Raw genomic sequence first — 12,434 nt, forward strand, 5'->3', positions numbered from 1 at the left:
CGCAATCGTTCTGCGCTTGGGCCGCAGGGCAACGCGCGATCCGGCCTCGCGGTAGAATCGGCGGTGCTGTCTCCGATGCCGGCATCGCCGGCATGGCGTTCCTTCCCTTTCACGTGCCGCACCCGCGCGGCTGCAGGAGTCCGGATTCATGGCGATCAAGGTAGGCATCAACGGCTTCGGCCGCATCGGCCGCAACGTGCTGCGCTCTGCGGTGCAGAATTTCGACGGCGAGATCGAGATCGTCGCGATCAACGATCTGCTCGAGCCCGACTACCTGGCCTACATGCTGCAGTACGACTCGGTGCATGGCCGGTTCCAGGGCGAGGTGTCGGTCGACGGCGACACGCTGGTCGTCAACGGCCGGAAGATCCGTCTGACCCAGGAGCGCGATCCGGCAAACCTAAAGTGGGACGCGGTCGGCGCCGAGGTCGTGATCGAGTCGACCGGCCTGTTCCTGACCAAGGACACCGCGCAGAAGCACATCGATGCCGGTGCGAAGAAGGTCATCCTGTCGGCGCCGTCCAAGGACGACACGCCGATGTTCGTCTTCGGCGTCAACCATGAAAGCTACGCGGGCGAGGCGATCGTCTCCAATGCCTCGTGCACGACCAACTGTCTGGCGCCGCTGGCCAAGGTCATCCACGACAAGTGGGGCATCAAGCGCGGCCTGATGACCACCGTGCACGCGGCGACCGCGACCCAGAAGACCGTCGACGGCCCGTCCAACAAGGACTGGCGCGGCGGCCGCGGCATCCTGGAGAACATCATCCCGTCCTCGACCGGTGCGGCCAAGGCGGTCGGTGTGGTGATCCCCTCGCTCAACAAGAAGCTCACCGGCATGAGCTTCCGTGTGCCGACCTCGGACGTGTCGGTGGTCGACCTGACCGCCGAACTGGAAAAGCCGGCGACCTACGACGAGATCAAGGCCGAGATCAAGGCGCAGAGCGAAGGCGCGCTCAAGGGCGTGCTGGGCTACACCGAGGACAAGGTCGTGGCGACCGATTTCCGCGGCGATGCGCGCACGTCGATCTTCGATGCCGAGGCTGGCATCGCGCTCGACGCCACGTTCGTCAAGCTCGTGGCCTGGTACGACAACGAGTGGGGCTACTCCAACAAGTGCCTGGAACTGGCCCGAGTGGTGGCAGGCAAGTAAGCCCTCGCACGCCCCTGCTCGACCCGAAGCCCCGCCTTGTGCGGGGCTTCTCGTTTTCGCGCCCGGCCGGGTAAGGTGCGCCCAGACGCGCCGTGGGCGCGGATGGATAGGCGCCATGGAAGCATTGCTCTTTCTGGGGGTCGCGCTGCTGGTCGCGGTGCCGATCATGTCGATCGTCGCGGTGGTGACGGTCTTCGACCTGCGTCGCCGGGTGACCGGGCTCGAGTCCCAGCTCGAAGCGCTGCAGGCGCGCGCGAGCGCAACGCCGGACGCGGCGGTCGATGCCGCTGCACTGGCGGTGGACGGGCAGGACGGCGCGTTCGACGATGCCTCCGGCCCATGGGCCGATGACGGCCCGATCACTGACCGCGGCGAGGCGTCGTCATTGGCCGACCCCTGGCCCGCACCGCCCACCTCGATGCCACCGCCGTTGCCGCCGGCGCCGCCGCGTGCAGCCTGGCGCGATGCCGACCCCGCGCCTGTGGCGTCCGAGACGACGCCTGAGTATGCGCCGCGCCCGGCCGGGCCCGATCCGCTGGCGCGCGCGGCGCGCTGGGTGCGCGGCTGGTTCACCACCGGCAACGTGCCGGTGAAGATCGGCATGCTGGTGCTGTTTGCCGGCGTCGCCGCGCTGCTCAAGTACGCCAGCGACCAGGGCTGGGTGTCGGTGCCGGTGGAACTGCGGCTGGCTGCGGTCGCGGCCGCGGCGATCGGCGGTCTGGGTTTCGGCTGGCGCCGCCGCGACAGCCATCGCACCTTCGCGCTGAGCCTGCAGGGCGGCATGATCGGCATCCTGCTGCTCGTCGTGTTCGCCGCCTACCGGCTGTTCGGCATGCTGCCCGGTGGCGCTGCATTCGCCGCCAGCGTGGCGTTGGTCGCTGGTGCCGGCGTGCTGGCGGTATTGCAGAACGCGCGCGCGCTGGCGGTGTTCGCGGTGCTGGCCGGGTTTCTCGCACCGATCTGGCTGTCGAGCGGCGGTGGCAGCCATGTCGCGCTGTTCGCGTATTACGCGGTGCTCAATGCCGCGATCCTGGGAATCGCCTGGTTCCGGGCATGGCGGGTGCTCAACCTGCTGGGCTTCGCCTTCACCTTCGGCATCGGCACGCTCTGGGGCGTGCTGCGCTACAGCCCCGGCGATTTCGCCACGACCCAACCGTTCCTGGCGCTGTTCTTCGCCTTCTACCTGGCGATCCCGCCGCTCTACGCGCGGCGCCGGCCGCCGTCGCGGCGCGATGTCGTCGACGGCTGCCTGGTGTTCGGCACTCCGCTGGTTGCGTTCTCGCTGCAGGCTGGCCTGCTGCAGGGGCGCACGTTTGCGCTCGCGCTGTGCGCGCTGGGCGTGGGCGCGGTCTATGCCGCGCTGGCCTGGGCGCTGCTGCGGCGTCGCCGCGAAGCGGTACTCGGCCAGGCCTATGCGCTGCTCGCGGTCGGTTTCGCCACGCTGGCCGTGCCGCTGGCGCTGTCGGCCCGTGCGACCGCCTGCGTGTTCGCGCTCGAAGGCGCCGGGCTGGTCTGGCTGGGCCTGCGCCAGCGCCGCATGCTGCCGCAACTGTCCGGCGTGGGCCTGCAGTTGGCTGCGGCGGTGGCCTATGCGCTCGGGGCCACGGCCTGGCCGCGGCCGGTCGATCCGGTGTTCGCCAATGGCGGTTTCGTCGGCGCGCTGCTGATCGCGCTGTCGGGCCTGGCGATCGCGGCCGCCTATCGGCAGGCCGGGCGCGTGCCCATCGCTCGCATCGCCTATGTCTGGGCGTTGGCCTGGTGGCTGGGCGCCTGGATCCAGGAACTGACCCGCGCCGTGCCGTCGGCCTCGCTGCCCGACGCGCTGTTGGTGCTGGCGGTGGTCACCGGCTGGCTCGCCGCCGAGGTGCATCACCGCCGGCCCGACCCGGCACTGGGCGCGACGCTGTTCGCCGCGTTGCTGGTCGCCGCGCCGTTGGCGTTCTGGCAGATGCAGGCGCATGTGCAGCCGTTCGCCGGGTACGGCGCACCGGCCTGGGCGGCGTTCGCCGCGCTTGGCTTCCGCGGCCTGGTGTGCCTGCGCGCGGGAGAGGATCGCCTGGCGTGGGCGGCGCAACTGCTGTGGTGGCTGCTGTGGCCGCTGGTGCTGTCGCTGCTGCTGGGGTATGTCGCCCGCGTGGCCGGGCTGGCTGGCGGCTGGTTCGCAGTCGCCATCGCCTTGCCGTGGCTGCTCGTCTCGGCGCTGTCGTTGTGGCGCTGGCCGTGGCTGGCGCAGCCGCTGGGCGAGCGCTTCGATCCGATCCGCACGGCGTTGCGCGGCGCGCTGCTGGGCGTGCTCGCGTTGTGGTGGCTGGTCGCGCTGGGCAACCCCGGCGACAGTTCACCGCTGCCGTGGATCGTGCTGCTCAACCCGCTCGATCTCGCGCAACTCGGTGTGGTGCTGCTGCTCGCGCGCTGGCTGTGGTCGCCGGACGGCACCGCGCCGCAGGGTGTGCCGCGTGTTCCGCTGCTGTCGTTGCTGGCCTTCGTGCTGGTCACCGCGATCACGCTGCGCGCCGCGCATCACTGGGGCGGTGCGCCGTGGACTGCGCGTCTGGCCGGCAGCAGCCTGGCCCAGACCAGCCTCACGGTGGTCTGGAGCATCCTCGGCGTGCTCGGCTGGATCATCGGCTCGCGCCGCGGCCAGCGCGCGCTGTGGCTCGCTGGCGCGGTGCTGATGGCGGTGGTGCTGGCCAAGCTGGTGCTGGTCGATCGCGGCCACCTCGGCAATCTGTGGGGCATCGGCTCGTTCATCGCCTACGGCCTGCTGTGCACGGTCGTGGGCTTTTTCGCGCCGGCACCGCCGCGCGCCATCGTTCCCCGCGAGGAGGCGCCCGCATGATCCGATTCCGTCCTGCCATCGCCGTCTGTCTGCTTGGCGCATCCGCGGTCGCCGCGGCGGACGCGGACTTCGCCGCGCAGTGGCCACTGACGCTCGAGGATCCGTCGGCGAGTGCCTACCGCATCACGCTCACGCCCGAGATCTACGCCCAGGTCTGGTCGCCATCGTTGCGCGACGTGGTCGTGGTCGATGGCGACGGCCGTCCGGTGCCGGCGGCCTTCGTCGACGCCGCAATGGCGCCGGCGACGCCGACACCGCGCGAACTGCCGTGGTTTCCGCTGCCCGCCGACACCGGCCGCCGCGATGGCGACATCGCCGCGATCAGCGAGATCGCCGCCGACGGCAGCCTGCGGCGCGTGCAGATGCGCACGTCAGGCGGCGAGGCTGCCGGCGCGTTCCTGGTCGATGCCAGCGCGGTCGAGGGGCCGGTGGCCGCGCTCGGGCTGCGCTGGGACGACACGCAGCCGCCGTTCGAGCAGGCCTACCGCATCGAGGCGTCCGACGATCTGCGCCAGTGGCACAGCGTGCATGACGAAGCCCGTGTGCTCGACCTGCGCCGCGACGCGCAGCGCTTGGTCGAACGGCGCATCGCGCTGCCCACGCCGGTGCATGCGCGCTATCTGCGATTGACGCCGCTGCATGCAGCCGCGGCGCCGCTGCGGTTGCAGGCGATCGAGGCCGAGCTGGCGCCGATGCAGGCGCCGGTGGCCTGGCACTGGCAGGTGCCGGCGCCGCAGCCCGCCGACGACCGCGGCGCGATCGTCTATCGCAGCGACGGCCGCTTCCCGGTGGAGCGCATCGAGATTGCGCTCGCCGGCAACGGCACCGGGCGCTGGACGCTCGAGCGGCGCGATGCCGACGATGCGCCCTGGCATACCGTCGCGCGCGATCACGTGGTGTTCCAGGCCGGCAGCAGCGCGGACTTGCGGCGTTCGCCGCCGCTGGCGCTGACGGCGCCGGTCCGCGATCGCCAGTGGCGGCTCACGCCGACCACCGCGGCGCCTGGCGCGCCGCCGGCGCTGCGTCTGGGCTATCGACCCGAGACGCTGGTGTTCGTCGCCGAGGGCCGTCCGCCCTATGCGCTGCAGGCCGGCAGCGCCCGCGCGGCGCGCATCGATGCGCCGGTCGCGCCGCTGCTCGATGCGCTGCGTGCTCAACACGGTCTTGGCTGGCATCCGGCGGACGCCGTGCCCGGTCCAATGGTGCCCCTGGCCGGCGAAGCGGCGCTGCAGCCGGCGGCACCGGCGCGCGACTGGAAGACCTGGACGCTGTGGGGCGTGCTGCTGCTCGGCGTGCTCGTGGTCGGCGGCTTCGCGCTGAGCCTGTTGCGTGGGCGCAAGGCCGCCTGAGTCCTGGGCGACGTTTGCCTGGCCACGACGGCTGCGCCGACAATGCCCGGTGCGCACGGCATTGTCGGCCATGGATGGCCGGGCAGGTGCATCCGAAGCCGTCATGCGGCGCCATGGACGGCATGGCGCGACCCATTTCCCTCTTCTCAAGCGAGTCCAGTCCCAATGACCATCGTTCGCATGACCGACCTCGACCTTTCCGGCAAGCGTGTGCTGATCCGACAGGACCTCAACGTCCCCGTCGATGGCGGCAAGGTCACGTCCGATCAGCGCATCCTCGCCTCGCTGCCCACGCTGCGTCAGGCCCTGGCACAGAACGCGGCGGTGATGGTGACCTCGCATCTGGGCCGGCCGAAGGAGGGCAGCTGGAGCGAGGCCGATTCGTTGGCGCCGGTCGCCCGCCGCCTGTCCGAGCTGCTGGGCATCGAGGTGCCGCTGGTGCGCGACTGGGTCGACGGCGTCGAGGTCGCGCCCGGGCAACTGGTGCTGCTGGAGAACTGCCGCATGAACGTCGGCGAGAAGGCCGACGATGAGGCGCTGGCGCGCAAGTACGCGGCGCTCGCCGATGTCTTCGTCATGGACGCGTTCGGCACCGCGCATCGCGCCCAGGCCTCGACCCACGGCGTGATCCGCTTCGCACCGCAGGCCGCCGGCGGCCCCCTGCTGATGGCCGAACTCGACGCGCTGGCCAAGGCGCTCGACGCGCCGGCGCGCCCGCTGCTGGCGATCGTGGCCGGCAGCAAGGTCTCGACCAAGCTCGAATTGCTGTCGTCGCTGGTGGGCAAGGTCGACCAGCTGATCGTCGGTGGCGGCATCGCCAACACCTTCATCGCCGCGCTCGGGCACGGCGTGGGCAAGTCGCTGGTCGAGACCGATCTGATCGAGACCGCGAAGCAGATCATGGCCGACGCCAAGGCGCGCGGCGCCGAGATTCCGGTGCCGACCGATGTCGTGGTGGCGCCCGCCTTCGCGGCCGACGCGCCGGCGACGGTCAAGGCCGTGGACGCAGTGGAGGCCGACGACATGATCCTCGACATCGGCCCGGACACTGCGAAGCGCTATGCGGCGATGATCGCCGACGCCGGCACCGTGGTCTGGAACGGTCCGGTCGGGGTGTTCGAGTTCGACGCGTTCGGCCACGGCACCGAAGCGCTGGCGCGCGCGATCGCCTCGTCGAAGGCGTTTTCGATCGCCGGTGGCGGCGACACGCTGGCAGCGGTCGACAAGTACGGCATCGCCGACGACGTGTCCTATATCTCGACCGGTGGCGGTGCGTTTCTGGAGTTCCTCGAAGGCAAGACGCTGCCGGCGGTCGCGGCGCTGGAGGCGCGCGGGGCGTGAGTGGCAATGCGCTGTTCTTCGATCTCGATGGCACCTTGATCGATTCGGAACCCGGCATCCTGGGCGGCATCGCCCATGCGCTGCACACCTTGGGCCATGCGCCGCTGCCGCGCGAGACGCTGCTGCCGTGGATCGGCCCGCCGCTGCGCGACAGCTTCGATGCGCTGTTCGCAGGAGATGCCGACCGGGTCGACCGCGCGATCTCGATCTATCGCGAACGCTACGACGCGATCGGCTGGCGCGAGCACACCGTCTATCCCGGCGTGGCAGCCGCGATCGAGACCCTGCGGGCGGGCGGCCGCACGCTGGCGGTGGTGACCTCGAAGAACGAGCGCTTCGCGCGCCGGATCGTCGAGGCGCTGCCGTTCGGCGATGCGTTCACGACGATCGTGGGCGCCAGCGACGACGGCGTGCGCCGCTACAAGCGCGAACTGATCGCCGAAGCGCTGTCGCGGCTGGCGCTGCCGGCCACGCGCTGCACGATGATCGGTGACCGGCGGATGGACATGGAGGGCGCGCGCCAGCATGGCATGCGCGCGATCGGCGTGCTGTGGGGCTTCGGCTCGGCCGATGAACTGCGCCAGGCCGGTGCCGACCGCGTGGTCGACTCGCCGGCCGCGCTGGTCGCGGCGGTGAGCTGACCGTCAGCGGTCGCCATGCCGTTGCAAGCGTTTCCAAGTAAGCTCGCAGGCGGCATGCCGTTCCGGGATGCCTCGGTTGCGTTGCCCGCCAGCGCGCGCCTGACCATCGGTGGACACTAAGATCGCGGAATGACTGCCAACGAATTGCCTCCCGTCCCGGCGCATCGGCGCCGCACACGCATCCTCGCCACGCTCGGCCCTGCCACCGACGCGCCCGGTGTGCTCGACGCGCTGATCGCCGCTGGCGTCAACGCCGTCCGCCTCAACTTCTCGCATGGCGACCCGGCTTCGCAGAAGGTGCGCGCCGAGGCCGTCCGCGCCGCGGCCGATCGCGCCGGCGTCGAGATCGGCATCCTGGCCGACCTGCCAGGCCCCAAGATTCGCATCGAGAAGTTCGTCGACGGCAAGGTGACGCTGCGCGCGGGCGCGCGTTTCGACCTGGTCGCCGATCCCGACGCACCCCTGGGCACGGTCGACGAGGTCGGCGTCAGCTATCTGGGGCTGCCCGGCGATGTGGCGGCAGGCGACGTGCTGCTGCTCGACGACGGTCTGATGCAGTTGCAGGTGACCGCCGTCGAGGGCGTGCGCATCGTCACCACCGTACTCAACGATGGCGTGCTGTCCAACCGCAAGGGGCTCAACAAGCAGGGCGGCGGCCTGTCGCTGGGCGCGCTGACCGACCACGACCGCGCGCTGATCCAGGTCGCCGCCGAGATCGGCGTGGACTTCATCGCGGTCTCGTTCTGCCGCAATGCGGCCGACATGGAAGAGGCCCGTTCGATCGCGCGTGCGCATGGCAGCGATGCCGCGCTGGTGTCGAAGATCGAGCGCACCGAGGCGATCGAGAACCTCACCGAGATCATCGACGCCAGCGACGTGGTCATGGTCGCGCGTGGCGACCTGGGCGTGGAAATCGGCGATGCCGAGCTGCCAGGCCTGCAGAAGAAGATCATTCGCGAGTCGTTGGCGCGCAACAAGGTGGTGATCACCGCCACCCAGATGCTGCAGTCGATGGTCGAAAGCCCGATGCCGACGCGTGCCGAGGTGCTCGACGTCGCCAACTCGGTCATCGACGGCACCGATGCGGTGATGCTCTCGGCCGAGACCGCCGCCGGTGCGTACCCGGTGCGCGCGGTCGAAGCGATGGCGCGCGTGTGCGTCGGCGCCGAACGCCAGTTCGCGCACGACACCGATTTCGAGAAGGCGCAGCGCAACCTCGAACGCGCCGACCACGCGATCGCGATGGCGGCGATGTTCCTGTCCGAGCACGTCGGCGTCGGCGCGATCGTCGCGATGACCGAGTCGGGCGGCACTGCGCGCTACCTCTCGCGCTTCCGCGGAGGCGCTTCGATCTACGCGTTCTCCCGCCACGACGGCGCACGCCGGCGCATGTCGCTGATGCGCGATGTGTTCCCGTTCAATTACGACAGCCGCGGCCAGACCCCGCGCGAAGCGGCGCGCGGCAGCATCCGCCTGCTGGTCGACGCCGGTCTGCTGGGTCCGGGCGAGCGCGTGGTGTTCACCAGCGGCGAGCACATGGAAACGCATGGCGCGACCAATACGCTGCGCCTGTTGCAGGTCGGCGCCGACGGCCGGGCCGAGGGGCTGGGCGAGCTGTAACCGGCCCGCGCGCGGGACCGGCCCGTCACCGGCCGTCCCGCGCTGCCTGCGCGGATCACAGCGCGCTGTAAACGTTTTCCCCGACGTTGCGCGCGATTTCCGCGCGCGGCGGCACTGCGCCCCGGGCGCTCGCTCGAGGTCGGCGGGCTATAATGGGCGCCTTTCCCCGCCGATGGACGTCACCGCCACATGAGCATCGAACAGCTTGCAGACATCGCCCAGGCCATGGTCGCCCCGGGCAAGGGCATCATCGCGATCGACGAGTCCACCTCCACCATCGCCAAGCGGTTCGAGGGTGTGGGCATTCCAAACAACGAGGAAAACCGTCGCGCCTACCGCGAACTGCTGCTGACCACGCCCAAGCTGTCGGACCACATCAGCGGCGCGATCCTGTTCGACGAGACCATCCGTCAGTCGACCAAGGACGGCGTGCCGTTCGCCAAGTACATGAGCGATCACGGCATGATCCCGGGCATCAAGGTCGACAAGGGCACGCACGCGCTCGCCGGCTTCCCGGGCGAGCTCGTCACCGAAGGCCTGGACGGCCTTCGCGCGCGTCTGGAGGAGTACTACAAGCTCGGCGCCCGCTTCGCCAAGTGGCGTGCGGTGATCAACATCGGTGAGGACATCCCGTCGGGCACCTGCATCGAGGCCAACGCCCACGCGCTCGCACGCTACGCCGCGCTGTGCCAGGAGCAGGGCCTGGTGCCGATGGTCGAGCCGGAAGTGCTGATGGACGGCAGCCATGACATCGAGACCTGCTACGAGGTCACCGAGGTCACGCTGCGCGCGCTGTTCGACGCGCTGTACAACCAGAACGTCATGCTCGAGGGCACGATTCTCAAGGCCTCGATGGTGCTGCCGGGCAAGGACAGCGGCGAGACCGCCGAGGTCGACGAGGTCGCCGAGGCCACGCTGATGTGCCTGAAGTCGGCGGTGCCGGCGATCCTGCCGGGCATCGTGTTCCTGTCGGGCGGGCAGAGCGACGAGCAGTCGACCGCGCACCTGGACGCGATGAACCGCCTTGGGCCGAACCCGTGGCCCCTGTCGTTCTCCTATGGCCGTGCGATGCAGCAGGCCGCGCTCAAGCTGTGGTCGCAGGATCTGGCCAACAACGTCGCCAAGGCCCAGGAGACGGTGTTCGCCCGCGCCCGCGACAACGGCCTGGCCGCACAGGGCAAGTGGAAGAAGGGCTGAGCCTGATCCCCGTTTGCCTCTCGAAACGCCGGCCCTGCGCCGGCGTTTCGTGTTATGGGCCAGGCAATGCCGCGATGGTGGCTCAGGCCGCAAGCGCCGCGGTGTAGCGCGCCAGCATCGTGGCGTCGTGGCAGCAGAACAGCACGTCCAATGGGCCCTCGGCCAGACACTCACGCACCTGGGCGACGGCGATTGCGACCGCGGCATCGGGCGGATAGCCGTAGACGCCGCAACTGATCGCCGGGAACGCGATCGACGCCAGTCCGTGTGCCTGCGCCAGCGCAAGCGCGTTGCGGTAACAGGCGGCGAGCAGTGCGGGCTCGCCGTGCTGGCCGTCCTGCCAGATGGGGCCGACGGTGTGGATCACATGGCGTGCCGGTAACCCGAAGCCGGGCGTGATCCGGGCCTCACCGGTCGGGCAGCGCACGCCCGGCCGCGATTCGGGCAGGGCGCGGCAGGCGCGCAGCAGGTCGGGCCCGGCTGCCCGGTGGATCGCGCCGTCGACGCCGCCGCCGCCGAGCAAAGAGGGGTTGGCGGCATTGACGGTCGCGTCGACGTCGCAGCGGGTGATGTCGGCTTGCAGGGCGCGGAGACGGTCCATCGGCGCAGCATATCGAGGGCGGCTGGATCGTGGCATCACGCCGTCTGCGCGATGCTGGCCGTCGGTCTTGTCCTGAGAGCGACTTTTCGATGAGCGATCGCGCGCCCCTGCACGTCCCACCTCCCGTCCACGACCTGATGCGCCGCGGGCGCACGATCGAGGCGATCAAGGCCCTGCGCGATGCCAATCCCGGGCTGTCGCTGCGGGCCGCGAAGGACACGGTCGAGGCGCTCGATGGGCGCGACGACCCCTACCGCCCCTCATCCCAGGCGCGCCCCGTGGGTGAGGCGACCCTGCCCACCGAGGTCGCAGCGCGGATCGCGACGGGCAATACCGAGGACGCGGCGCGGCGCCTGCGCGAGCTCGACCCGGCGCTCGACGACGAGGCGGCGCGGCAGACGGTGTCCCGGCACGCCTCGCCGCTGCTGCGCGAGGCGCGCCAGGAGACCGTCGTCGTCGGCGACAGTGGCCGCTATGGCTGGCTGCTGTGGGTCGCGCTGCTGCTGGTGCTCGGCGTCGGTCTGGCGCTGTGGATGGGGCGGGGCTAGCGCCGGGTGGCGTTCAAGGCAGGCCCGCCAGCCAGTCGTCGTCCGAGCCTTCGTTGACGTCGGCGAACAGCGGCGTGGAGAAGTAGCGCTCGCCGGTATCGGGCAGCATCGCCAGGATCACCTCGCCGTCGCTGGCGGACTTGGCGACTTCGAGCGCGGCAGCGACGGTGGCCCCGGCGGAGATGCCGACGAAGATGCCTTCCTCGGCCGCGAGCCGGCGTGCGGTCTCGATCGCCAGCGCGTCGTCGATCGACAGCAGTTGGGCGGCGATGTCGCGATTGAGCACCTCGGGCACAAAGTCCGGGGTCCAGCCCTGGATCTTGTGCGGCGCCCAGTCCTTGCCCTGCAGCATCGCGGCGCCCGCGGGCTCGACGGCGGTGACCTTGACCTCGGGGCGGGCGACCTTGAGGACTTCGCCCACGCCGGTCAGTGTGCCGCCGGTGCCCCAGCCGGTGACGAAGTGGTCGAGCCTGCGGCCGGCGAAGTCGCGCAGGATCTCGGCCGCGGTGGTGTTGCGGTGGTAGGCAGGGTTGGCGGGGTTGGCGAACTGGCTGGCGAGGAACCAGCCGTGCTGCTCGGCCAGTTCCCGTGCCTTGCGCACCATGCCCGAGCCGCGTTCGGCGGCCGGGGTCAGGATCACCTTGGCACCGTAGGCGCGCATCAGCTTGCGGCGTTCGATCGAGAACGTCTCGACCATCGTGGCGACGAACTTGTAGCCGCGCGCAGCCGCGACCATCGCCAGGGCGACGCCGGTGTTGCCCGAAGTGGCCTCGACGATGGTGTCGCCGGGCTTGAGCAGGCCGCGGCGCTCGGCGTCGAGCACGATCGCCAGCGCCAGACGGTCCTTGACCGAGCCGCCGGGATTGAAGGATTCGACCTTGGCGTAGAGTGTGACGTTGGCCGGCGCCAACCTGTTCAGCCGGACGATGGGCGTATTGCCGACGGTGTCGAGGATGCTGTCGTACAGGGCCATGGGGAGAGCTCGCGGGGCAGGCGCGGTGCGCGGTCGTCCCAGACTGCGACAAAACGCGCCGGCGGACCATGCGTTGACATGGAACGCTGTTTTTTCGACACCATCCGATGGCACGGTCGGCGTCACGGGGCAGCGGGTACACTCCCGCGCTTTCACCGTCTCAGGGTCTTCC

At 70.5% G+C, this 12,434-nt stretch carries 10 protein-coding genes; 8 read left to right on the forward strand and 2 right to left on the reverse strand.

The genetic code is table 11. The features are described from left to right. Positions 1-148: 148 nt before the first annotated feature. The 7 genes from gap to FHW73_RS10585 all read left to right on the forward strand — a co-directional run bounded on the left by gap (position 149) and on the right by FHW73_RS10585 (position 10,140). Positions 149-1,153, forward strand: a complete 1,005-nt coding sequence (gene gap / locus FHW73_RS10555; protein WP_183426673.1) for a type I glyceraldehyde-3-phosphate dehydrogenase — start codon at positions 149-151, stop codon at positions 1,151-1,153. A gap of 115 nt (positions 1,154-1,268) precedes the next feature. Beyond that, positions 1,269-3,992, forward strand: a complete 2,724-nt coding sequence (locus FHW73_RS10560; RefSeq protein WP_183426674.1) for a DUF2339 domain-containing protein — start codon at positions 1,269-1,271, stop codon at positions 3,990-3,992. Further along, on the forward strand, positions 3,989-5,341 hold the full coding sequence (locus FHW73_RS10565; RefSeq protein ID WP_183426675.1) for a DUF3999 domain-containing protein: 1,353 nt from the start codon (positions 3,989-3,991) through the stop codon (positions 5,339-5,341). Before FHW73_RS10560 ends, FHW73_RS10565 begins: the two co-directional genes overlap by 4 nt. A gap of 165 nt (positions 5,342-5,506) precedes the next feature. Continuing rightward, on the forward strand, positions 5,507-6,682 hold the full coding sequence (locus FHW73_RS10570) for a phosphoglycerate kinase (protein WP_183426676.1): 1,176 nt from the start codon (positions 5,507-5,509) through the stop codon (positions 6,680-6,682). Then, positions 6,679-7,323: an HAD hydrolase-like protein gene (locus FHW73_RS10575; protein ID WP_183426677.1), complete on the forward strand. Its 645-nt coding sequence runs from the start codon at positions 6,679-6,681 to the stop codon at positions 7,321-7,323. The genes FHW73_RS10570 and FHW73_RS10575 overlap by 4 nt, the downstream gene beginning before the upstream one ends. 129 nt (positions 7,324-7,452) lie before the next feature. Then, positions 7,453-8,943 carry a pyruvate kinase gene (gene pyk / locus FHW73_RS10580; protein WP_183426678.1) on the forward strand — a complete coding sequence of 497 codons (1,491 nt, stop codon included), beginning with the start codon at positions 7,453-7,455 and terminating at the stop codon, positions 8,941-8,943. Between the two features lie 189 nt (positions 8,944-9,132). After that, positions 9,133-10,140: a class I fructose-bisphosphate aldolase gene (locus tag FHW73_RS10585; RefSeq protein ID WP_183426679.1), complete on the forward strand. Its 1,008-nt coding sequence runs from the start codon at positions 9,133-9,135 to the stop codon at positions 10,138-10,140. A gap of 82 nt (positions 10,141-10,222) precedes the next feature. Here the strand turns inward: FHW73_RS10585 and FHW73_RS10590 are convergent, their stop codons facing one another. Continuing rightward, entirely contained in the window at positions 10,223-10,741 is a 519-nt protein-coding gene (locus FHW73_RS10590; RefSeq protein WP_183426680.1) for an O-acetyl-ADP-ribose deacetylase, read from the reverse strand. A gap of 89 nt (positions 10,742-10,830) precedes the next feature. Between FHW73_RS10590 and FHW73_RS10595 the strand changes: the two genes are divergently transcribed. Next, positions 10,831-11,289 carry a hypothetical protein gene (locus FHW73_RS10595; protein ID WP_183426681.1) on the forward strand — a complete coding sequence of 153 codons (459 nt, stop codon included), beginning with the start codon at positions 10,831-10,833 and terminating at the stop codon, positions 11,287-11,289. A 13-nt stretch (positions 11,290-11,302) separates the two neighbouring features. Here FHW73_RS10595 and cysK read toward each other — a convergent pair whose 3' ends face one another. Further along, positions 11,303-12,262 carry a cysteine synthase A gene (cysK, locus tag FHW73_RS10600; RefSeq protein ID WP_183426682.1) on the reverse strand — a complete coding sequence of 320 codons (960 nt, stop codon included), beginning with the start codon at positions 12,260-12,262 and terminating at the stop codon, positions 11,303-11,305. Positions 12,263-12,434 lie beyond the last annotated feature (172 nt).

This window comes from Luteimonas sp. RC10 (assembly GCF_014192745.1).
In the GTDB taxonomy this organism is placed as follows: domain Bacteria; phylum Pseudomonadota; class Gammaproteobacteria; order Xanthomonadales; family Xanthomonadaceae; genus Luteimonas.

Bases quoted from the DNA above. Each gene is read 5' to 3' on its own strand.
- gap (WP_183426673.1), top strand. From the start codon at position 149: ATGGCGATCAAGGTAGGCATCAACGGCTTCGGCCGCATCGGCCGCAAC.
- FHW73_RS10560 (WP_183426674.1), top strand. From the start codon at position 1,269: ATGGAAGCATTGCTCTTTCTGGGGGTCGCGCTGCTGGTCGCGGTGCCG.
- FHW73_RS10565 (WP_183426675.1), top strand. From the start codon at position 3,989: ATGATCCGATTCCGTCCTGCCATCGCCGTCTGTCTGCTTGGCGCATCC.
- FHW73_RS10570 (WP_183426676.1), top strand. From the start codon at position 5,507: ATGACCATCGTTCGCATGACCGACCTCGACCTTTCCGGCAAGCGTGTG.
- pyk (WP_183426678.1), top strand. From the start codon at position 7,453: ATGACTGCCAACGAATTGCCTCCCGTCCCGGCGCATCGGCGCCGCACA.
- FHW73_RS10585 (WP_183426679.1), top strand. From the start codon at position 9,133: ATGAGCATCGAACAGCTTGCAGACATCGCCCAGGCCATGGTCGCCCCG.
- FHW73_RS10590 (WP_183426680.1), bottom strand. From the start codon at position 10,741: ATGGACCGTCTCCGCGCCCTGCAAGCCGACATCACCCGCTGCGACGTC.
- FHW73_RS10595 (WP_183426681.1), top strand. From the start codon at position 10,831: ATGAGCGATCGCGCGCCCCTGCACGTCCCACCTCCCGTCCACGACCTG.
- cysK (WP_183426682.1), bottom strand. From the start codon at position 12,262: ATGGCCCTGTACGACAGCATCCTCGACACCGTCGGCAATACGCCCATC.